Here is a 22,404-nt window from a genome sequence, read left to right on the forward strand (position 1 = left end):
CTGCTCACTTCAGGTACATCACCAGTCTTACAGGAAGGTGTAGGTTGCCGAGATACCAACATGGCGAGGTTCTACAAAATCGGCATAAGGCAGCGGAGTACGTGGTGGATTGGCCGGCTCTCGTAGACGGCGGGCGCGCTTGTCCGTAATGTTATTCACAAAAGCGGCGAGCTCCAGATCACCGACCCGGTAGCTGGCACGCAGGTTGATCAGTGAGAAGCCACCGACTTCACGTTCTTCGGTGTTTTCCACATCGCCATAGTAGCCACCGGTGTATTGGATATTGCCGCCCAGATTGAAGTTGTCATTGACGTAGTAAGTCGCAGCCAGATTAGCTGTGGTTTCGGGCGCCGAATTCAGCTCGTTGCCGTCCACACCAGTATAGTTGATACCACCCTCCTTGACCTCGGTATGCAGTAGACCGAGGCCAAGCTGCAACTCCAGATCATCAGTTACCCAGGCGGTACCCTCGATTTCTGCACCGTAAGTTTCTACTTTGTCGACATTGACGATACGACGCAGAGAATTCTGCCCCTGATAGCCGTCAAAGTCATTAAAGAAGAGATTGGCGCGAAGCAAATAACGACCATCATCAAATTCACTGCGGCTGAAGAGTTCGTATGTGTTGACCTCCTCTTCATCATAGTAGTAATAGTCATCTGTGGTATCCAGGGCACCACCAGCGGAGTTATAGCCTTTACGGGCGCTGACGCCGATCAGGGTATTGTCGGTGAGGTCATACTGCAGTGCCAGCTTAGGCAATAAGATGGTGTTGTCCTCTGTCAGCCTGTAAGGTGTTCCCGTATAAACAAAATCACGTTCCTGCGACTCATTCTGGTAACGCAAACCACCAGTGAGAACCAGCCTGTCTGTCAGACCAAAGTTGATCTCTCCATAGAGCGCTTTGGAGTCGGACTCATCTTCACCACCATAGACGTAGGCGCCTGTACTGGCAATGTCCTGTTCACGCTCAAAATAATCAAAACCGACAAAACCGTTCAGTGCATGACTGCCCTCACCAAAGTTGATTTTTACATCAAAAGTTTTATTACGATCTTCAAATAACAGGAACTGAGTTTGAGCCGGATTCGCCTGATAGCTTTTAAATCCAAACTCGTAATCCATCACCGCTAACAGCACATCAAATGAAGTTGAATCGTTTAACTGATAATGCATATCAATGCTGGTGGTGTCGGTTTCAGTGTCCATGTCACGAAAGAAGGTTTTGTAGTAACCATCGGTGCTGGTGTCTTCAAAATAACGTCGTCCGGCATCACCTTCTTCGTTGTATTTGGCATGAGTAAACATCAGTTCCAGATCATCGGTGGGTAACCAAAGGAACTTGAGGCGGCCCTGTTCGGTATCAAGCTCATTGAGATCGATATCGGTCGGGTTGGTGTCATAGGCTTCATTGCTGGTAATGGTCTGGCCGTCGATGACTTGACCGGAGAAACGAAAAGCGAGCGTGTTGTCAATAATCGGCCCTGATAATACAACGGCCTTGTCGATATATTGGTCCTTGTTACGATAACCGAGTCGGAGTTTGCCTTCCCAGTCAAAGGTTGGGTCAGCCGTCTGGATGTACATGGCGCCGGCAATACTGTTCCGACCATTATTGGTGGACTGCGGACCACGGTAAACTTCTATCTGTTCAATGTCCCACAGTCCTGAGTCACCGGTAAAGTCTGCAACAAAAGGTTGAGCCACCCCATCAACCAGGGTGATGAAACGGGCATTGGCGCCACCACTGATAGAGTTAAAACCTCCAGCGCCACCATTACCGGTGATACCACGGACGTTGGGAACGACCCCGGTTTGTACCACCACGTTAGGCACGACAGAGATCACGTCCCGAAGATTCTGATACTGCGTTGATTTCAGCGCTTCGTTCTCAATGACGGTGACCGAAGAGGTGGTGTTTTTGAGGGTTCTGTCCTGTTTTTCACCACTGACAACAATGTCATTCAGAATGATAGGTTGCGGTTGGTTAGTGTCTGAGGCCAGAGTGGTTTCATCTGCCGTAGCCATGGAGCTCAGGCAGGCAGAAATGGCGGCCGCCAAAAATATTTTTTTCATATAAATCTATCCTCGTTTCATCTCTGATACTGGCAATGACAGAGGTTCCAGCCACTGTCCGATGACAAATCATTGCGCAGGTCTTTACTTGCAAATGCAAATCGTTATCATTATATGTCTTGAGCCAGATACATTCGTTACAAACTGTTATTGAGAATCGTCAATTTGTTATTCAATACCGGCGTGATGTATGAAAAGGGGAACTTTTGCCTTCGGGCGATCCTGCAAAACCATGCTGAGGGGAGTCGGTGTTCGATTCCTTATGGCAATCAAAGAGGGTGAGTGAGGTGGAGATGAACAGAACAGAAAAACCCATTAAATCTTCGGATCTGAGGCATTGGTTCAGCCGTTATTCAGCGGTCTCAAATCAGACCCATGATGATGTGGTACTGGAAGGTGTTTTTCATCACAACCTCAATTGTGATGGCCTGGCCGTACATGGTGGCAAACTAGTGGAAATGCAGGACTTCACTTCCTTTGTAGAACTGCCCGCGGCGCTTAGCTTTAATATTGTATTTGAAGGGCAAGTGGACTTTTCAATCGGCCAGCGGAATTATCAACTGGGTAACAACCCTGATGTGCCGGTGGAATGCTCGGTGATTATTATCAATCAGCCAGAAGTGCTGATTCGTCATTTTCGAAAAGGTATGCGTGTTTGCAAAGTAAACTTGTTTGCAGAACGCCACTGGCTGGAAAAGCGGGCCAATATCCCTTCTGAAAAACAGCGCCTTGCCAGGCTGTTTGCACAGCATGCAGCATTCCATTATTGGCAGCCTTCAGCACAGATTATTGACTTGGCTCGCCGCTTGATGGCCATTAACGAAGAAGCATCCCTCCGTGAACGGCTGAGAGCTGAATCGATCAGCATCGACCTGTTGGCTTGCTGCATGCAGGAGTTGGAAGCGAAACCGGCATTTTCAACGCCCACGACAAAGTCACGCATAGCCGAGTCCGCAAGCCATAAAAAGTTGAAGCAGAAGATTGATGACATGTTACTTCAACCGCTATCTCTGAATGATATGGCTGGCTCTATGGGCCTGAGCATCAGCACCCTGCAGCGTAAATTTAAATCAGCTTATGGGGTAACAGTGAACAGTTACTGTCGTCAAAGACGCTTGGATATGGCTAAAAAAGCGCTGATTATGGAAGGGAAAAGCATCGGAGAAGCGGCTTATCTTGCCGGTTACAATCATCCGTCAAATTTCATCGCAGCCTTCAAGAAGCGGTTTAGTATCACGCCATCAGAGTTTATTAATATGAGCCGTTCGCCTTAACTTGGATCAACGCCACGTTTCGATCGCGCTTTTTGTATCGCTGCCCGAACTTGTTCCGGTGCAGTACCACCGAGATGGTTCCTGGCCGCAACTGATCCTTCCAGCGTCAGCACATCAAAGACGTCAGCTTCAATCTGACTGGAGAACTGTTGTAGTTCTTCCAGGCTCATCGCTGACAGATCTTTTTTATGTTTGAGGCCATAAGCCACAGACAGGCCAACCACCTCATGAGCATCACGGAAGGGCGTGCCTTTTCTTACCAGGTAATCAGCGAGATCGGTGGCTGTGGCATAACCGCGCAGTGCGGATTCGCGCATATTGTCGGCCTTAACACTGATCGCCGTCATCATATCGGCATAGACTCTTAGGGAGCCCAGCAGCGTGTCGATGGTATCAAACAGCGGTTCTTTGTCTTCCTGATTATCTTTGTTGTAGGCCAGTGGCTGGTTTTTCATCAGCGTCAGCAGGTTAAACATATTGCCGTAAACGCGGCTGGTCTTACCGCGAATCAGTTCAGGGACATCCGGATTTTTCTTCTGCGGCATGATGGAGGAACCGGTACAGAAAGCATCGCCCAGATCGACATAATCAAACTGGGCCGAGGACCAGATAATCAGTTCTTCTGAAAAGCGCGACAAATGCATCATCAGGATTGAGGCAAAGCTGTTGAACTCAATGGCGAAGTCACGATCACTGACGGCATCCAGCGAGTTCTGGCAGATACGATCAAAGCCGAGCAGGTTCGCAGTCATTAAGCGATCAATCGGGAAAGTGGTTCCGGCCAGGGCGGCCGCGCCCAGTGGCATGGTATTGACCCGTTTTTCGCAATCATCCAGACGCTCGGCGTCACGCACCAGCATTTCATACCAGGCCAGCATATGGTGACCGAAAGTCACCGGCTGCGCAGTCTGCAGGTGCGTAAAGCCGGGCATGATGGTCTCAGCCTCGCGCTCGGCGACATCGAGCAGCGCGTCCTGTAACCGGTTAAGTTCAGCGCGAATCGGTTCGATCATATCGCGAAGATAGAGCCTTACGTCGGTCGCTACCTGATCATTGCGTGAGCGGCCGGTGTGCAGTTTCTTACCGACTTCGCCAATCAGCGCAATCAGTCGCGCTTCGATGTTCATATGCACATCTTCCTGTGCTACCGACCATTCGAACTCGCCGTTTTCGATTTCCTGTTCGATCTGCTGCAGGCCTTGGGTGATCTGGTCCCGTTCTTCTGCGGTCAGAACGCCGACCTCACTGAGCATGGTGGCATGAGCGATGGAGCCACGAATATCCTGACGGAACAGGCGCTGGTCAAAACTGACCGAGGCAGTAAATTCCTCAACGAATTTATCGGTGGGCTGGGTCAGGCGTGCGGAAGAGAGTTTCTTGTTGGCAGTGCTCATGATAAATCTTGATCGTGTTTGGGAAACAGGGCGACATTATAACGTGCTTATTGGGGCGGGATGGTGTCAAAGTGCTAGAATCAACGGTGATTTTGTGTCTATCAAAGTGTAAAAGACGAGATTAATGACGAAAAAAACCGTAAGAATTGCCACTCGGAACAGTCCGCTCGCCATGTGGCAGGCAGAGCATGTCAAAAGTCGTCTGCTGGAGTTGCATGACCATATTGAGGTCGAATTGGTGGCGATGAAAACCCGAGGTGACGTACTGCTTGATACCCCCCTGGCCAAGGTCGGTGGTAAAGGTCTGTTCGTCAAAGAACTGGAGCAGGGCATGCTGGAAGGGCGTGCAGACATTGCTGTGCACTCCATGAAAGATGTTCCGGTCGAGTTTCCTGACGGTCTGCATCTACCGGTCATCTGCCAGCGTGAAGAACCGCATGATGCGTTTGTGTCCAACCACTACGACAGTATTGATGATCTGCCTCAGGGGGCCCGACTGGGGACATCCAGCCTGCGCCGTGAATGTCAGGCTCGGACCCGTCGTCCCGATTTGGAAGTCTTACCGTTGCGGGGTAACGTCAACACCCGCCTGCGAAAGCTGGATGAAGGTCAGTTTGATGCAATTATTCTGGCGATGGCTGGTTTGCAACGACTGGGTTTCCATGACCGCATTCGTAACGCGATGACCCCGGAACAGAGTTTGCCCGCGATCGGACAAGGGGCTCTGGGTATTGAGACGCGTATTGAGGATGAAGAAATGAATGCCCTCATTGCGCCGCTGCATGACAGGCTGACCGCAATTACAGTGACGGCCGAACGCGCGCTCAATCGCCGGCTTGCGGGCGGGTGTCAGGTGCCGATTGCAGGGTATGCAATGCTGGAGGGTGACGAAGTCTGGCTGCGTGGCCTGGTTGGCAGACCCGACGGTACTCATACGCTTTATGCTGAAAAACGCGGTCCTGCCGCCGATGCCGATGCGATTGGTGTGGCCGTCGCGGAAATGCTGCTGGCGCAGGGCGCAGACAAAATCCTCAGCGACGTTTATGGTGACTGACAAACCGCTGGCCGGCCAGAGAATTCTGGTGACCCGACCCCAGGCACAAGCTGACAACCTGATTGAGCTGATTCAACAAGCCGGTGGCGAGGCGATTCGTTTTCCCGTTATCAGCATTCTCCCGGTGCCTCGAGCGCGTTGGGGCCCGTTGCACCTGGAGCAGACCGACTGGTTAATTTTCGTCAGTCGAAATGCGGTGAATAGCTTTATTCAAGGCTGGCAGCAGGATTTACCGCCCCAACTGCGGCTCGCTGCGGTCGGGGATGGCACTGCCAGTGCGATGCGTGAAGCCGGTTTGACGGTCGATTGTCAGCCCGCGATATCCAACGGTAGTGAAGGTCTGCTACAGATGTCTGCAATGCAGAATATACAAGGCAAACAGGTGTTGATTGTCAGAGGCGTTGGCGGTCGGGAACGGCTTGCTGATACTCTGACTGACAGAGGTGCTAGTATTACTTATGTAGAAGTTTATTGTAGAACAATGACGGAACATGGTCGGCAAGCCTGCATTGCTGCGATGTACGCAGATAAATTGATAAGCACCAGCGTGGCCGGACTGGATAACCTGTGTCGGATTCTGGCTGAGTTTCGCGCCGAGTTGTTCTGTAAGCCGCTGCTGGTGGTCAGCGAACGAATCAGGGACCATGCCCGTTCACTCGGTTTCAGGTGGGTCGAAGTCAGTGCCGATGCCAGTGATACGGCGGTGTTAAATACATTGATTGAAATGGATAAACAGCATGGCAAACAATGAAAATAAGCAGCAAATCGACGATAACGTTCAGGATGCGACGCTCGCCGCAGATGAAAAAGCGGTGACCCAAAGCCATAAGCCAGTCTGGATTGCACTGATCATTCTGTTTCTACTGATGCTCGCCGGGGGCGGCTGGCTATATCAGCAAATTACTCGCGATCAGCAACAACAGGCCGAGCGCTTCAGCAGTTTCAATGATGCGCTGACCACCGTGCAGTCGGCCAGTAGTGAACAGCAGCGTGAGCTCATCGCACTGAACGAACAGCTTCAGGCTCAGTCCGACAAGCTGGATGAATTTATTTCCCGCGAGACACTGACCAGCGAAGAGCTCAAAAGAACCTGGGCTCTGCAGGAAATTGAATACCTGCTTAATGTCGCCAATCAGCGGGCGCTGCTGGCACATGATGTTGACGGCGCAATTCGTGCGCTGGAGATGGCGGATAAACAGATTCAGGCGATGTCAGACTATCGCTTACACCCTTTGCGGGCACTGATCGCTGAAGAGGTGATGGATCTCGAAGCGCTTGCCGATATTGATGCTGCTGGCATTGCCATCAAGTTACAGACAGCAGCCAATCATGTGCAGACCCTGCGCGTGAAAAAAGGCCCGGAAGTGGAATTTGATGAGTCTCAGAGCATGCCATCTGCTACAGAGTCGGACGCGGGCTGGAAACAGGCGCTGGATGATATCTGGCAGCAAATGCGTTCACTGGTTGTGATTCGTCATGATCAAACCGGCGAAGCGGCAGTATTGGTGCCCGAGCAGCGTTATTTTCTGTATCAGAATCTGCGCTTGCAGCTGGAGAGCGCCCGACTGGCCCTGCTGAATGCCGATAACGACAATTATCAGCATAGTCTGCAGACGGCCATTGACTGGTTGCAGCAATACTTTACCGGTGAACAGCGCGATGCCCTGCTCAATACTCTCAAGAAGCTGCAGGATGCACAGATTAATATCAGTATTCCGACTATTTCCGGTTCCCTGAATTGGCTTGAGGAGTATCAGCAATGAAAATCCTGCTCGTCGTTGCCCTCGCGCTTGCCTTTGGTGCCGCCGTGATCTGGGCGGCGGATTTCGAGCCGGGGTTTGTGCTGCTGCAATATGGCAGCTGGAGTCTGGAAACCTCGCTGGTGGTGTTCTCTGCCGTTTTTATCCTGTTGCTGGTGGCGGGTTATTTGTTGCTGCGTAGTCTGGTGTTGGTTAAACAATCCCCCGGTAAACTCGCTAATTGGAAGGAAACCCAACGGCATAAACGGGCTAACCGCGCATTGACCCGGGGTCTGATTACGCTGGAAGAAGGCCGCTGGAGCGAAGCGGAACGCATATTGATACGCCATGCCAGCAATAGCGAGACACCGCTATTGCACTATCTGGCCGGTGCCCGGGCCGCGCAGAAACAGAATGCCGCGGATCGTCGAGATACTTACCTGCGACTGGCCCATGAAACCACAGAAGGCGCGGATATTGCGGTCGGGGTGGTGCAGGCTGAGCTACAGATTTCAGCCGGCCAGAAAGAGCAGGCACTGGCCACCCTGCAGCATCTGCGGGAAATGGCACCCAAGCATCCCTATGTGCTTCAGCTGCTACAGTCGCTGTATCAGGATATGGATCAGTGGCAGGACGTTCAGTCTGTATTGCCTGACCTTCGCAAGCGTCACGTGCTGGAAAACAATGAAGTGCAGGCGCTTAGCCTCGATGCGGCTGTGGGTCAGATGGAAGCGGCGCTGGAACGTGAGGAATGGCGCAAGATGGAATCGGTCTGGGAGAAATCGCCGGTGCGCCAGCGTCAGTCCGAAGCGCTACTCGAACCCTACGTCGAGGGCCTGATCAGGCAAGGAGAAGTCGAGCAGGCTATCAATCTGATTGAGCAATATCTGCGTAAAGCGTGGAGTGATGCGCTGGTCTATCAGTATGGTCGGCTTCAGCAAGGTGATTTGCTTAAACGTCTGGCGCTCGCGGAAAAATGGCTCAAGCACCACCGTGATAATCCCTGGTTGTTGTTAACGCTTGGCCGTCTGGCTAAAGCTAACTCTCTATGGACCAAAGCGGAAGAATACCTGCGTCAGAGTCTTACTCATGGTCCTCGTGGTGAAACCTATCAAGTACTCGCTGAAGTGCTGACGGAGCAGGGTAAACCGCAGGCTGCCGCAGAGACATACAAAACCGGACTTGATCTGATGCTGGATCAAACTGCCACCCGCATCAAGTAGGAGATAAACCAGTGCAAGAGGCGGGCGGACATTACCTGATTGATATTCTGGCGCTGTTGCTGGCGACAGTCGTTATTATCCCCATATTCCACAAGATTCGGCTTGGTGCCATTCTGGGCTATTTGACTGCCGGTGTTGTACTGGGACCTTGGGGTTTTGGCGTGATCACTGAAGTAGAGGATATCCGCCATTTAGCTGAATTTGGTGTTATCTTTCTGCTTTTCCTGCTGGGTATTGAACTCAAGCCCGATAAGCTGTGGCAGATGCGCAAAATGGTGATCGGGCTTGGCCTGGGTCAGGTTTTGATCACAGCCGGATTGATATACGGAATCGCCATCTGGCTGGGTGTTTCCAATCAGAGCGCGATCATCGTCGGTTTCGGTCTGGCGCTCTCTTCCACGGCGTTCTGTCTTAAGCTGCTGTCTGAGCGTGGCGGTATTTCTACCGTTATGGGACGGATGTCGTTTTCAGTGCTACTGCTGCAGGATATCGCTGTGGTGCCATTATTGGCGCTGGTGTCGTATTTTGCTGCCGGCGGTAATGCCGAGGTGATGGAACCCAGCCTGAAACCGCTGTATGCGGTACTGGTAATTATCGCGTTGCTGTTTGCCGGACGTTATCTGCTCAATCCGATTCTGGAGCGGATTGTTGCCAGTCAGGATCCGGAAGTGTTTATTGCAGTCGCCGTGCTGCTGGTGCTTGGTGTCGCCTGGATTATGGAAGCGGTCGGCTTTTCCATGGCGCTGGGTGCCTTCCTGGCTGGGGTGATGCTGGCGGAATCCCACTATCGGCACCAGATTGAGGCCGATATTCTGCCTTTCCGTGGCATTTTGCTGGGGCTGTTCTTTATGACGGTCGGTATGGGTATCGATTTCAGTCTGTTATGGGACCAACTGGCTAACATTATTGCGATGACCATCGGGCTGATGGTACTGAAAGCGGCGGTGGTCTACATGCTGGCCCGCATTTCCGGTGCCCGTCACGATATTTCTCTGCAGACCGGGACTTTGTTGTCGCAAAGTGGTGAATTCGGTTTTGTGCTGTTCGGCTTTGCCGCCGCTTCAGGCGTGCTGGAAAAGGCAATTGGCGATATTCTGACGCTGGTGATTGCATTGACAATGGTGTTAACACCCTTTGTCGTCAAGCTCACAAACAGCCTGCTAATTCGCTTTTACACACCGGCACCGACTGAAGAGGAAGACTATGCTGAGTTCGTCGAGGCCAGTGAGGAACATGTGATTCTGGCCGGTTTCGGCCGAGTCGGCGCGCGCGTGGGCACCTTGCTGGGTGCGGCTGGCGTACCTTATATCGCGCTTGATATGAAACAGCATCGGGTCAAAGAGGCTCGTTCCCAGGGTTTCCCGGTGTTCTTCGGTGATGCCAGTAAAGTTAAAGTACTGCAGGCAGCAGGCGCCGACCATGCCAAGATGATTGTAGTGACGCTGGATGATCCGGGGCAGGTTGATAGATTGGTATCACAGGTGCGGCAGTTTTATCCTGATATGCCGATTCATGCCCGCGCCCGGGATCGCCGCCATTGTGCAGATTTGATCACGCTGGGCGCCAGTACCACGGTATCGGAAACACTTGAAACCAGTCTGCGGTTGACTGAAGAAGTCTTACTCGGCAGTGGCGTTGAACAGGAAAAAGCCTCCCACGTCATCAATGAGTTCCGTGATGATTACTATTCCAACGTGGTGCAGAAAGTCACCGAGAACAAAGTAGTATTGGGTGAGTTGAAACACTGATGACATAGTCATTAGTGACTGTAAGTTTATTAAAAATCCCCTGAAAAGGGGCTTTTTTTTAATGGCTACAGCTAATTTCTAGTCCCACAGAATTCACTGTCACATCGCTGTTCCCAGCAATTAATCAGCCCGCCGACGGAGCATTGATAGGTGTCTGCATGCTCGCTTTTCTTGCAGTTGGTTTCACCCCATGTAATGTCGGCTTTATAGCTGCTGTTACAGAACTTGGCAGCCTTGTTCCTGAGGTTGGTTTTAGCCAGGTCCACAGCGGTATCGTATGGGTGGTAGACCTCGGTAGTGCCGTACATCTCGTAGTCACGGCCACTGCCGATCATTCTGTTTGGCTGTTTTTCAGGCTCAGGTTTCGCCTGCTGCGCTGTTGATGATGCCGACGTATCAGACTGAGTGGATGCTACTTTTGCTGGTTGTGACAGGGCTTTCTGACGGGCTTGAGCAGCGCTCTCACTGGCCTGTTGGGCACGGCTTTTTGCTTTTGCCACATTTTGTCTTGCCTTATCGACGCTGCGACGGGCATTGGATGAGTCGCTATAAGTAGTCCCCGAGCTGTAGTTATTCATTGCTCTGGTCTGGGCAATCATGCGATCCGTGGCGTTGAGGCGATCAGCGATAATCTGGTTACTTTGCTGAATCGAGTTCAGGGTATTGGCCCAGTGCGCCCGGGACCAGGCTTCGTGTTCCGCTTTGCGTTTTTGTCGTTCCGCTCTCCGTTCCGCGTCCGAATCAATCTGATACTGTGCCTCGTCAATCATTTCTGCAGCATATTCAATATCGGAAATAGCCTGATCCATCATCTTTTCTGGCGTGATGACGGTTTTTGCTGGTTTACGAACATAATCATAAACAAGCCCGGCCTCATCCAGAAGTTGTTCTTCTTTTTGATTCAGAGCGGTATAGGCCTGCTGATAGCCTGCCAGGTCGAAGGTCTCCAGGGCCTTGCTTCGACATTCAAGGTAACGGATGTTGTGATCAATCACCTCGTTGGGGTTAGGCATTCGGTCATAAGTATCGCCCTTTGTTTCCTGGAGGCAGCCTTGTGAGGTTGCCCAGCCATCGAAGCTGAGAGGGTAATACTCATCTTCAAGAAAAGCGGCATGCGCCGCTCCCGCATTTTGGACAGATACAATGCGGCGTTTGAGAATGGCTTGTTCTTTTTGGATCTCCTGCTCTCCCGTAATCACGCCGAGGCTCATAGAGAAATCCCCCCACCGCTCTTTCAGCGATTCAAGTGTGACCGTGACTGAGGGATCGTCTTTCTGATAAGTATCGACCTTAGCCTGAACATAAGCGGCTTCAGAGCCGAATTTGATGAGCTCCACATTCCGCGCATTGTCGACCAAGTCACAGCGCTTCTTTCGCATCCATTGGATATGTTTTGTTCTCATCGGCTGGGAGGAATGCGTGCCATAGAAGCAATCGGGACAATACTGCCAATCCGTGATAACGGCGCCATCGGTGACTGTGTCAGGCACTTTTGCCGGAAAGGATTTCATATAAAAGTAAGGGATATCGGGTGACCAAGGTGCAACCGGGAACCTTGCATGCTGATCCATAAACATCCCCGCCTGACGCTGGATAATCTCTTGCGCAGTGATGTTTTTTACCGGCTTGATCACATAGCGATAGACAGGCGGTACTGCGTCATATTCAGTACCGGGCTTGAACTCCAGCCATACGCGCACAATGGGCGCGTTTTCGAGTGAAACGCCATCCTGAACCTGCTCGAAGTTCACCAGGTCGTTGCCGGCGCTTTTCGGCTGATAACGCGCCTCCCAAGCCTGATACCCGGGGTCACTGTCAATCAGTTGCTTAACAGCACGTTGTTTTTCTGACGGCACTGTTTCTGGAGTAGCTTGGCGGTCTTCCCCGGTCTTTTCGAGAGCGGCAAGGCGACACGCGAGAATGGTTCGTTCTTTTTCGATTGTTTGTGTGCCGGTAACGACGCCCAGAGTCACAGAGATCGCCCCCCACCTTTCTTGCAGCGATTCAAGTGTGATTGAGGGATCATTTTTTTGGTAGCTCTCGACCATAGCTTGAGTGTAAGCTGCTTCAGAGCCGAACCTGATACGTTCAACATTCAGGGCATCTTCAATTTTGTCACTGCGCCCCTCTCTCATCCATTGGAGAATTTGTGTTCTCATTGCCTCAGAGGAGTGGCGGGCTTCGAAGCAATCGGCACAATAATGCCAATCAGTGATGATGGCACCCTCGGTGACTTTATCGGGCACTTTTGCCGGAAAGGCTTTCCTGGGCCAGACGGGATAATCGGGCAACCACTGTCCAACCGGGAAGTCAGCATGCTGATCCATAAACATGCCCGCCTGACGCTCGATAATCTCCTCTGCAGTGATGTTTTTTACCGGCTTGATCACATAGCGGTAGACGGGGACCGGATCATTTTCCGTTCCGGGCTTGAATTCCAGCCAGACTCGCGTGATGGGGGCGTTGTCGAGTGTCACCCCATCCTGAACCTGCTCGAAATTCACCATATCTGTGCCTGGACGTTTGGGCTGATATCGGCTCGCCCACGCCTGATACTCCGGATCCCTGTCAATCAGTTGCTTAACAAGTTGTTTACTCGACGACTCCGTGCCTGCCAGAGAAATATTGATGAAGAGCAGCGTTATGACGAGGGGCAGCATTAAGGTTATTGTGCGATGAGACAGATTGGGCATAACTTGAATCTTTCCTGATCGTGTTCGATACCAGTTCATAGGCATTGACTAACTTTGCTGGTGCTAAATATGGGGATGATGCGTATTGTGCTCTTGCCGTCTCAGAGACAGTAATGTCTGAGCCAGGATTGCGACACGGATGAGAGATTGGTGTGAAGCTGTAAGAGTTTGAGGAGAATAACGGCAATTTTCTCGATCCCTGAAAAGCAAAACCTAGGTTGAGTCCTTGAGAAAACCATACTAAAAATCAGGCACAAAGTCACTGCAAGCTGCTCAGGCTTGTTTCTGAAATACAGAGCAGACTCCTCGACAGCGAATGCGTCGAGGAGTCGAGTCTTTTCCTTATAACCTCATCGGCATGACAACATACTGCCGCTCAAACTGTGGATCGGCAGGCGTGACCAATGCACTGCTGGTTTCATCGGTAAACGTGATTTTGACCTTGTCATCGGGCATCGCATTAAGCAGATCCAGCAGGTAGGCGTTATTAAAGGCGATTTCCAGCGGCGTGCCTTTGTAGTCGACGCTGATTTCCTCTTCCGCTGATTCCTGCTCCTGGTTGGTCACCGTGGCCTTGAGCTGATCGGTATCGAGATTGATCCGCACGCTACGGTGTTTGTCATTGGACAGAATGGCGGCACGTGACAGCGCCTGTTTCAGTTCATCACGATCGGCCAGCACTTCCTTGTCGCCGCCCAGTGGCAGCACCCGTTCGTAGTTGGGGAACTGGCCGTCAATCAGCTTCGAGGTGAAGTGAATATCGGGCAGTTCTACTTTAATCTGCTGATTACTGAAAGCGAGTTTCACTTCATCATCGGTGTCATTGAGCAGACGGCCCAGTTCGATTATGGCTTTACGCGGCACGATCACACTGTTTTTTTCTTCTACCGGATTGGCCGTGGTCAGGCTGCCAAGCGCCAGACGGTGACCGTCGGTAGCCACGGCGCGTAGCGTTGTGCCATCGCGTTCCAGCAACAGGCCATTGAGGTAATAACGCACGTCCTGGCTGGCCATCGCAAAGCTGGTTTCATCAATCAGGGCTTTCAGTGCAGTCTGCGGCAGGGCGATTTCATCGACGTAGTTGGCGCCTTCGCTGTCCGGGAAGTCATCGCTGGACAGGGTCGCCAGCGAGAAACGGCTTTTACCGGCTTTGACCAGGGCCTTGTTGTCAGAGGCATTAAAGCTGATGGTGGCATTGCCGGGCAGGGCGCGGACAATGTCGAGCAGCTTGCGCGCGGATACCGTGGTTTTGCCTTCGGCTTCCACCGAGACCGGCAGCGTCGCGATCATTTCCAGTTCCATATCGGTACTGGTCATCGACAGCTGGTTGCCATGCGTCCGTAGCAGCACGTTGGACAAAATAGGCAGGGTCGCACGCCGTTCAACAATACTGCACACCAGCTGCAGTGGCCGGACGAGGGTTTCTTGGCTGACAGTGAATTCCATGATGATTCTCTCAGGGTCCGTGATTGATTAACTCGACAGGGTTCGTAAAAGATTACGGTAATCTTCCTCGACGCGGTTATCTGATTCGCGCAGTTCTGCTACTTTGCGCGTCGCGTGCAATACCGTGGTGTGATCACGACCGCCGAAGGCGTCACCGATTTCCGGCAGACTGTGGCTGGTCAGTTCCTTAGCCAGTGCCATGGCAACCTGGCGTGGACGGGCAATGGAGCGGGTACGTTTTTTTGACAGCAGATCAGAAACGCGCACTTTGAAATATTCAGCGACTGTTTTCTGAATGCTCTCCAATGTCACCAGTTTCTGATGCAGGGCCAGCAGATCCTTGAGCGCTTCCTGCGCCATATCGATGGATAGCGGCTGGTTGGTAAAGCGCGAGAAAGCGAGGACACGCTGCAAGGCGCCTTCCAGATCACGCACGTTAGACTTGATGCGTTTGGCGATAAAGAAAGCCACGTCTTCCGGCAGGGTGATGAGGTTCTGATGCGCTTTTTTAATCAGAATGGCAACCCGGGTTTCCAGCTCCGGCGGTTCGATAGCGACTGTAAGCCCCCAGCCCAGTCGCGATTGCAGACGTTCGTCCAGGTTTTCTACTTCTTTGGGGAAGCGGTCACAGGTCAGGATGATCTGACGCTGGCCTTCCAGCAGGCTATTAAAGGTGTAGAAAAACTCTTCCTGCGAACGCTCTTTTTTGGCGAAAAACTGGATATCGTCGATAAGCAGGGCATCGGCACTGCGGTAGTGGGCCTTGAACTGATCAATGGCGTTGTTGCGCAGTGCCGTGATCATGTCCTGCACAAAACGCTCGGAAGACAGGTAAATGACCCGTGCCTTGGGATTATTCTGTTTGATTTTGTTACCCACAGCCAGCATCAGGTGGGTTTTGCCCAGACCGGTACCGCCATACAGAAATAACGGGTTATAGCCGCTGGTGCCGGGGGCTTCGGCAACATGTAATGAGGCAGCGCGGGCAATCTGATTGGACTTACCTTCGACATAATTATCAAAGGTGAACAGCGGATTCATCGGGCTGCCGATAGCGGGCTCGGTTTTAGCCGGCTCTTTGTTTTCGGCTTGCGGTGTGACGATTTCGCTGACCGGCGCGGTGTTGCGGCGCGGTTTGATTTCTTCAGCCGGCACGGTGCCGACTTCAATCGCTACCCGCGCAATCAGGCCCTGACTCAGATTGTGGATCAGGCTATTGATTTGCTGTTCCAGCTGTTCCTGTACCCAGGCTTTGACGTAGGGATTTGGCGCGAGTAAGCGCAAACTATCTTCGGTTTCGATGGCCTGCAGAGGCCGGAGCCATGTGTTCAGCTGTTGTGCCGAAAGATCACCTTCGAGATGGGACAGGCATTTTTCCCAAAGGGGTGAGGACACATGAACTCCTTGATTATCAATCGCTTAGTCAAAAATACAGAGGCGCAGACGACCTATGTCTGCTATAGTATAGCGTCCGGCGCAGGACCACTAAAGTTATCTTTCTGCGTTTGGTTTGGCAAGTTAAATCACAGTTATATTAATCAGTGATTCTGGTTTGACTTGATCACCTTCGAAACTTTATAATCCCGTGTCTTTTTGCCTGGCCGGTTTTAGCGTTTGTTAAAGCCGCGGGCAGCGAAATAAACACTAGTTCTGGAGTTGGTGAAATGAAACGTACTTTTCAACCTAGCAATCTGAAGCGCAAGCGCACTCACGGTTTCCGTGCCCGCATGAAAACTGTTGGTGGTCGTCGCGTTATCAACGCTCGTCGCGCCAAAGGCCGCGCAAAACTGTCAGTTTAATCCCTCTGACCTCTCCAGGAGGGCATGACTTGGCCTCATTCAGCCGAGCCATGAGAATGAATCGCCCGGGAGACTTTTCTCGGGTATTCCGTCAGGGAAAACGCATCGGAGGGGGCGGACTGACGGTACTAACGGTTGAAAATTCAGTCGGACATCCCCGACTGGGGCTGGCCATAGCTAAGAAACACGTCAAGCTCGCCAGCCACCGCAACCGCTTGAAGCGGATTATTCGCGAGTCATTCCGACAGCACCAATCCGCATTCTCCAACATCGACATTGTGGTGTTGTCACGGCCTGGCGTGGACCAGCGGGACAGCGCACAAATCTGGGCAGCATTGGAGCGACATTGGTTAACAGTGGTGGCGCAATGGCAAAAATCCTGATCAGCTTCGTTCGAGGCTATAAGCTCTTGTTGAGCCCGTTTGTCGGTATGCACTGTCGCTTCCAGCCTACCTGTTCACAGTATATGATTGATGCCATTGAGCGACATGGCGCCCTCCGCGGCGTCTGGCTCGGTTTGCGTCGCCTGTCTCGTTGTCACCCCTGGCATGAGGGTGGTGTGGATCCCGTTCCCGACTTAAAAACAAAGAATCACAATGGATAATCTCAGAACGCTATTTATTTTCGGCCTGCTCATCGTCTCCCTGTTGTTGTGGGAAGCCTGGCAGAATGACTATGTCCGACCTCAGCAGCAAGCGGCCGAACAAGCGGCTGAAACCGCAAACGGCCCAGCAACTGACGCCGAAGCGGATTTGCCGGATCTGCCTGCACCGACAGCAGAATCAATGCCTGATGTACCCACTACGCCCGAAGCCTCGGCAGTCACTGAAAAAGTGCATGTCAAAACCGATGTCATCGACCTGAAAATCAGTACTCAGGGTGGCGATATTCGCGAACTGGCCCTGCTTGAATATGCCGTCAGCTCTGATCAACCTGATACCCCGGTACAGTTTCTTAACGATACTGCCAGTCATTTCTTTGTAACCCAGTCAGGTCTGCGTGCTGAAGGCGATGCGCCGACTCATTATGCGGAATACCGTGCTGAGAAAGATGAATACGTTCTGCAGGAAGGTCAGGATGAAATCAAGGTGCCGCTGTACTGGGAGAATGAGGCCGGTCTGCAGGTTATTAAGACCTATACCTTCAAACGTGACAGCTACTTGGTTGAAGTCGATTATCAGGTCAACAATCAGTCAGCGGACGGCTTCTCGGCTTATCCCTATGCTCAGCTGAACCGCAATCGCAGCGATGATGGCTCCATGTTCATTTATACCTATACCGGTGCCGTTTTCTCCAGCGAAGGCAATGAATATCAGAAAGTCGATTTCGACGAACTGGAAGAAGCGCCGTATAACCGCAGCGTCAACAACGGCTGGGCGGCGATGATTCAGCATTATTTTGTGGGTGCCATTGTACCGCCACAGGAGGCGGAACTCGGTTTCTACGGTCGTTCCATTAACAACAGCAACTATGTCGCCGGTGTGCGCATGCCGGTAATCAGTGCTGAAGCGGGTCAACAGGCACAGGCTGATTACGGGCTTTATCTCGGTCCGAAAAAACATGAGCGCCTGGAAAAGGTCGCTGAAAACCTGCCTTTGACCGTCGATTACGGCATCCTGACCATTATTTCCGAACCGCTGTTCTGGGTGATGGAATGGCTGCACAAGCTGACCGGCAACTGGGGTTGGTCGATTGTTTTGCTGACCGTGTTGATCAAACTGGCTTTCTTCAAGTTGTCCGCGGCCAGTTACCGTTCCATGGCCGGTATGCGTAAACTGACGCCGAAACTGGCACAGCTGAAAGAACGCTACGGCGATGACAAGCAGAAATTTAACCAGGCGATGATGGATCTGTATCGTACCGAGAAGATCAATCCCCTTGGCGGTTGTCTGCCTATCCTGGTACAGATGCCGGTATTCCTGGCTTTCTACTGGGTACTGGTGGAAAGCATCGAGCTGCGTCAGGCTGATTTTATGCTCTGGATTAACGACCTGACGGCCATGGATCCATACTTCGTCTTGCCAGTCCTGTTCGGCCTGTCAATGTGGTTCCAGCAAAAGCTGAATCCGGCACCGCAGGATCCGGCGCAGGCGATGATGATGAAGATCTTCCCGCTGGTCTTCACCGTATTCTTTGCCTTCTTCCCGGCCGGTCTGGTGCTGTACTGGCTGGTCAACAACCTGCTGTCGATTGCCCAGCAGTGGTATATAACCCGTAAGATGGGGGCACTCTAAGCCGGTATGGAAACGATTGTCGCAGTCGCCACCGCGCCCGGGCGTGGTGGCGTGGGCGTGGTGCGGATTTCAGGCAAACAGGCCGCAGAAATCGTCCAGGCTATCTGCGGTAAATTGCCCCAGCCGCGCTATGCGCAGTTCACCCGTTTCCGGGATAAGTCTGGCGATCTGATTGATAGCGGCATCGCGCTGTATTTTCCCGGCCCGGCCTCTTTTACCGGTGAAGATGTAGTGGAACTGCAGGGGCACGGCAGTCCACTGGTCATGGATCAGCTCTGCCAGCGCGCCATCGAACTTGGGGCCCGCATGGCCCGGCCCGGCGAATTCTCTGAACGGGCATTTCTCAATAACAAAATGGATCTGGCGCAGGCTGAGGCCGTGGCCGATCTGATTGAAAGCTCAACCGAACAGGCGGCGCGCAGTGCGGTTCGTTCACTGCAGGGCGATTTCTCCAACCGTATTAATGCCTTTCTGGAAGAACTGACACATCTGCGGATGTACGTCGAAGCCTCGATTGATTTTGCCGATGAGGAAATCGATTTTCTGGCTGAAGCGCAGGTTGATCAACAATTACAGGACCTGCTGAAAACCCTCGATGGCATTACCGGCAGTGCCCGTCAGGGTCGTCTGCTGCGTGAAGGCATCAGCGTGGTACTGGCGGGCCAGCCCAATGCCGGTAAATCCAGTCTGCACAATCAGCTGGCTGGACACGATGCTGCCATCGTCACCGATGTGGCCGGCACCACCCGTGATGTATTGCGTGAGCAGATTCATCTGCAGGGGATGCCGCTGCGTATTTCTGATACGGCAGGACTGCATGAGGCCACCACCGATGTGGTCGAACTGGAAGGCATACGCCGCACCCAGAATGAACTGGCGCAGGCTGATCACATTCTGCTGATTATCGACGACAACCATGGCATGACAAGGCAGGATCGAAAGATTCTGGAAGAGATGCCCGCCGATAAACCATTGACGGTCATCCGTAACAAGATTGACCGTAGCGGCCATCAGGTCAGCGAAACAGTGGAAGATGGCATGCCGACTATTTTCCTGTCGGCCAAAACCGGTGAAGGTATGGAGTTGCTCAGACAGCATCTGTTCAAAGCCGTCGGTTTTCACCCGGAAGAAGAGGGGGTATTTATCGCCCGTCGACGTCATCTTGATGCCCTGTCACGGGCGCGTCAGGCGATTGTAAATGGCTACGACTGTCTGGCCGGTATGGGCGCCGGTGAGCTGCTGGCGGAAGAGCTGCGTCAGGCTCAGAATGCACTGGGCGAAATCACCGGCACTTTTACCACCGAAGACCTGCTGGACCATATCTTTTCCAGTTTCTGCATCGGTAAATAAAATCGCTTCCTAGCAGTTCCGGATAATTCCTCTCTAATTTGTTAACTCCAGCTATACCAAGGGTTAACGGTTCCATATTGTTCTTGATTATTCCTCATGAATCCGCATAGTATTGTGCCCATGGATGTGCCCATATTGATATTTTCTGTCGGATTGACAGAAATCTGGGCACATTCTTGTGCCCAGATCAGGCTGAAAAGTTAGCTTTAAATCCAATTGAATGCCTCGCTTAAGCAGGCATGTCATTGTTTTATAGATAAAAATAGATCTGTTTCGAGCTTGTAAGGTTTGAAAAAATCTGGGCACACTTTTCAAGCGGAGTGTGAAATGGCCTTGTCAGATACAAAAATAAAGAACCTAAAACCCAAGGATAAGGTTTATCAGGTAGCTGATGAAGCCGGCTTGTTTCTGGAGGTGACACCCAAAGGGGCCAAGGTTTGGCGGCTGCGCTATAGGTTGTTGGGAAAACAGGAAAAGGTGATGCTGGGACATTATCCTGCGTTTAGCCTGTCTGAAGCGCGTTCATGGCGTGATGAATGCAAAGTCCTTGTGAAGCGTGGCCTCTCACCAATGTCACTAAAAAGAGGCGATCTGATACCTGACCATCATTCCCCCACCGTAAAGGAGCTGGGTGAAGCGTTTATTTCTAGATGGTGTTTGGACACCGTTGAAAAAGCACGTCAAAAAGATGCAGAGCAACAGGTTGAGAATACTGTTCTAGCATTTGCGTCAAAGTGGTATGAAGAGATTGTAAAACCCAATAACAAGCGTCACGCAGGAACATTGAGGGTGTTGAAAAAAGATGTTTACCCAGTGATTGGCGACATGCAAATCAACGAGGTCAGCGTAAATGACATCCTTTCGATAACAGATGCGATCAAAAACCGCGGCTCTGATCAAATGGCATTGCAGACCCGTAATATCCTCAAACGTCTGTTTTCATACGCCATTGCCAGACAAAAGACCCAATTCAATCCTGCTGCCGCGATAGAGGGGCGGTTCATTGCACAGGCGAAAAGTCGTGATGTGGCATTATCAACAGATGAAATAGGACGGCTCATCAGAGCCATCTATCAATCGGGAATGCGAAGAGCAAACAAGCTAGCCCTGCATTTACTCGTACTCACTATGGTGCGCAAAACACAACTAACAGAGGCGACTTGGGATGAGATCGATTTTGATAAGGCGGAGTGGCTTATCCCGGCAGAACGCATGAAAAAAGACAAGGCCCAGATCGTGCCCTTGGCTGCTCAAGCTGTCGAGATGCTGAAAGAACTGAAACAACTTTCGTCTGGATCAGATTGGGTCTTCCCGAGCCGAAACTCTCTAAACAGACACATATCGGATACCACGCTGAATCATGCTATTCGCACCCTTGATCTGGACATTCGACAATTTGTTATTCATGACTTCAGACGCACAGCATCGACTCACCTTCATGAAGCAGGGTTCAATTCAGACTGGATTGAAAAGTGCCTGGCACATGAAACCAAAGGCATTCGTGGTGTATATAACAAAGCCCAGTATGCCGATCAGCGGCGAGACATGCTGCAGTGGTGGGCCAATTTTGTAGACAGTCAAATTGAGGAAGGACGAAAAGTTATACTAGGCAGGTTTGCGAGACAATCATAAGCTAGCCGACTAAGCATAGTCGTTACTAAGGTATGATTCTGGCAATAAACAAATGAACTTATTCAAGGAGGAAACATGATCAACGAATCATTGAAAAACATTATCGAAAATGTGCAGCCAGGATGCTTCCATTCTTTTGTTCAAGAGACACCATACAACTACTTATTACTCATTAACAACATTACTCGTAAGGATGATGAGTTCTACAGGGATCTATTCATGCGCAGAATATACCCTGAACTAAATAATGCTGAGCTCACTGAAATGATGGGGGATTGCAGAATAATCATTTCAAAGACACACAAGGACGTCATGCAAGCTCTGGTTCGCTCAATAGTGGAGAACGACATTAAATACATGCGAAATCTTTATGAGCATGATGTTGAGGTCAAATTGAATGAGTCGAGATTCAGAGGTACTTCAATTTCAATTAGGGTATTAATTCGACAATATGCCAACAAAGCTATTTGTGATGCGGTTTATCAGAGGCTAAGCGAGTTAAAACCGACAATCAGCAAAATAATCGGAACAGAAAATATTCGTGTAGATGCATTTGGGCAAAAGCCAAGCTATTACATGGAAGCAAGAATTGAGGCTCCAGCTGATGATGATGGTGATGACGACAATCCAAATTGGCCCAGCACTACGGGTAATCCATCAGGCGGTGGCCGAGGAAACAACCCTCCTAGTATGTGATTTTGTAATTTAGAGCTAAAAAATAATCTTAAAGGCAGAGCCTAGC

General features: G+C 51.4%; 19 protein-coding genes. 14 read left to right on the plus strand and 5 right to left on the minus strand.

Annotated features, from left to right (window positions below):
• Positions 1-27: 27 nt before the first annotated feature.
• Entirely contained in the window at positions 28-2,076 is a 2,049-nt protein-coding gene (locus OMQ46_RS08620) for a TonB-dependent receptor (RefSeq protein ID WP_266236346.1), read from the minus strand.
• Positions 2,077-2,324: 248 nt separating this feature from the next.
• Here OMQ46_RS08620 and OMQ46_RS08625 point away from each other — a divergent pair, with 248 nt between their 5' ends.
• Complete coding sequence (locus OMQ46_RS08625) at positions 2,325-3,350, plus strand: helix-turn-helix transcriptional regulator (protein ID WP_266236347.1); 1,026 nt, start codon at positions 2,325-2,327, stop codon at positions 3,348-3,350.
• Here the strand turns inward: OMQ46_RS08625 and argH are convergent.
• The gene (argH, locus tag OMQ46_RS08630) at positions 3,347-4,744 is read right to left on the minus strand and encodes an argininosuccinate lyase (protein ID WP_266236348.1); all 1,398 of its coding nucleotides are present in this window, start codon (positions 4,742-4,744) and stop codon (positions 3,347-3,349) included. The two genes, OMQ46_RS08625 and argH, sit on opposite strands and share 4 nt — an antisense overlap.
• A gap of 124 nt (positions 4,745-4,868) precedes the next feature.
• On the opposite strand from argH, the gene hemC reads away from it, so the two are divergent.
• From hemC to OMQ46_RS08655, 5 genes are read left to right on the plus strand one after another with little or no spacing between them, the layout of a single operon-like run.
• A complete protein-coding gene (gene hemC, locus OMQ46_RS08635) occupies positions 4,869-5,798 on the plus strand; it encodes a hydroxymethylbilane synthase (protein ID WP_266236350.1) in 930 nt (309 codons plus the stop codon).
• Positions 5,788-6,549 carry a uroporphyrinogen-III synthase gene (locus tag OMQ46_RS08640; RefSeq protein ID WP_266236351.1) on the plus strand — a complete coding sequence of 254 codons (762 nt, stop codon included), beginning with the start codon at positions 5,788-5,790 and terminating at the stop codon, positions 6,547-6,549. The genes hemC and OMQ46_RS08640 overlap by 11 nt, the downstream gene beginning before the upstream one ends.
• Positions 6,536-7,561: a uroporphyrinogen-III C-methyltransferase gene (locus OMQ46_RS08645; protein WP_266236352.1), complete on the plus strand. Its 1,026-nt coding sequence runs from the start codon at positions 6,536-6,538 to the stop codon at positions 7,559-7,561. The genes OMQ46_RS08640 and OMQ46_RS08645 overlap by 14 nt, the downstream gene beginning before the upstream one ends.
• Positions 7,558-8,760 carry a heme biosynthesis HemY N-terminal domain-containing protein gene (locus OMQ46_RS08650; RefSeq protein ID WP_266236353.1) on the plus strand — a complete coding sequence of 401 codons (1,203 nt, stop codon included), beginning with the start codon at positions 7,558-7,560 and terminating at the stop codon, positions 8,758-8,760. The genes OMQ46_RS08645 and OMQ46_RS08650 overlap by 4 nt, the downstream gene beginning before the upstream one ends.
• Positions 8,761-8,771: 11 nt before the next feature.
• The gene (locus OMQ46_RS08655; protein ID WP_266236354.1) at positions 8,772-10,508 is read left to right on the plus strand and encodes a monovalent cation:proton antiporter-2 (CPA2) family protein; all 1,737 of its coding nucleotides are present in this window, start codon (positions 8,772-8,774) and stop codon (positions 10,506-10,508) included.
• Between the two features lie 71 nt (positions 10,509-10,579).
• On the opposite strand, the gene OMQ46_RS08660 is transcribed toward OMQ46_RS08655, so the two are convergent.
• On the minus strand, positions 10,580-12,754 hold the full coding sequence (locus OMQ46_RS08660) for a hypothetical protein (protein WP_266236355.1): 2,175 nt from the start codon (positions 12,752-12,754) through the stop codon (positions 10,580-10,582).
• A 69-nt stretch (positions 12,755-12,823) separates the two neighbouring features.
• Here OMQ46_RS08660 and OMQ46_RS08665 point away from each other — a divergent pair, with 69 nt between their 5' ends.
• Entirely contained in the window at positions 12,824-13,171 is a 348-nt protein-coding gene (locus OMQ46_RS08665) for a hypothetical protein (RefSeq protein ID WP_266236356.1), read from the plus strand.
• 372 nt (positions 13,172-13,543) lie between these two features.
• Here the strand turns inward: OMQ46_RS08665 and dnaN are convergent, their stop codons facing one another.
• The gene (gene dnaN, locus OMQ46_RS08670) at positions 13,544-14,647 is read right to left on the minus strand and encodes a DNA polymerase III subunit beta (RefSeq protein ID WP_266236357.1); all 1,104 of its coding nucleotides are present in this window, start codon (positions 14,645-14,647) and stop codon (positions 13,544-13,546) included.
• A 27-nt stretch (positions 14,648-14,674) separates the two neighbouring features.
• Positions 14,675-16,042, minus strand: coding sequence for a chromosomal replication initiator protein DnaA (gene dnaA, locus OMQ46_RS08675; protein ID WP_266236358.1), 1,368 nt, complete (start codon positions 16,040-16,042; stop codon positions 14,675-14,677).
• 269 nt (positions 16,043-16,311) lie between these two features.
• Between dnaA and rpmH the strand changes: the two genes are divergently transcribed.
• The 7 genes from rpmH (at position 16,312) to OMQ46_RS08710 (ending at position 22,358) form a co-directional block, all read left to right on the plus strand.
• Positions 16,312-16,446: a 50S ribosomal protein L34 gene (rpmH, locus tag OMQ46_RS08680; RefSeq protein WP_036311011.1), complete on the plus strand. Its 135-nt coding sequence runs from the start codon at positions 16,312-16,314 to the stop codon at positions 16,444-16,446.
• A gap of 29 nt (positions 16,447-16,475) precedes the next feature.
• The gene (rnpA, locus tag OMQ46_RS08685; RefSeq protein ID WP_266236359.1) at positions 16,476-16,829 is read left to right on the plus strand and encodes a ribonuclease P protein component; all 354 of its coding nucleotides are present in this window, start codon (positions 16,476-16,478) and stop codon (positions 16,827-16,829) included.
• A complete protein-coding gene (yidD, locus tag OMQ46_RS08690; RefSeq protein WP_266236360.1) occupies positions 16,814-17,050 on the plus strand; it encodes a membrane protein insertion efficiency factor YidD in 237 nt (78 codons plus the stop codon). The genes rnpA and yidD overlap by 16 nt, the downstream gene beginning before the upstream one ends.
• Positions 17,043-18,680, plus strand: a complete 1,638-nt coding sequence (yidC, locus tag OMQ46_RS08695) for a membrane protein insertase YidC (protein ID WP_266236361.1) — start codon at positions 17,043-17,045, stop codon at positions 18,678-18,680. Before yidD ends, yidC begins: the two co-directional genes overlap by 8 nt.
• Positions 18,681-18,686: 6 nt before the next feature.
• Positions 18,687-20,030, plus strand: a complete 1,344-nt coding sequence (gene mnmE / locus OMQ46_RS08700; protein ID WP_266236362.1) for a tRNA uridine-5-carboxymethylaminomethyl(34) synthesis GTPase MnmE — start codon at positions 18,687-18,689, stop codon at positions 20,028-20,030.
• Positions 20,031-20,357: 327 nt separating this feature from the next.
• The gene (locus OMQ46_RS08705; protein ID WP_266236363.1) at positions 20,358-21,662 is read left to right on the plus strand and encodes a tyrosine-type recombinase/integrase; all 1,305 of its coding nucleotides are present in this window, start codon (positions 20,358-20,360) and stop codon (positions 21,660-21,662) included.
• 75 nt (positions 21,663-21,737) lie between these two features.
• The gene (locus OMQ46_RS08710) at positions 21,738-22,358 is read left to right on the plus strand and encodes a hypothetical protein (RefSeq protein WP_266236364.1); all 621 of its coding nucleotides are present in this window, start codon (positions 21,738-21,740) and stop codon (positions 22,356-22,358) included.
• Positions 22,359-22,404: the final 46 nt, after the last annotated feature.

This window comes from Methylophaga sp. OBS1 (assembly GCF_026319365.1).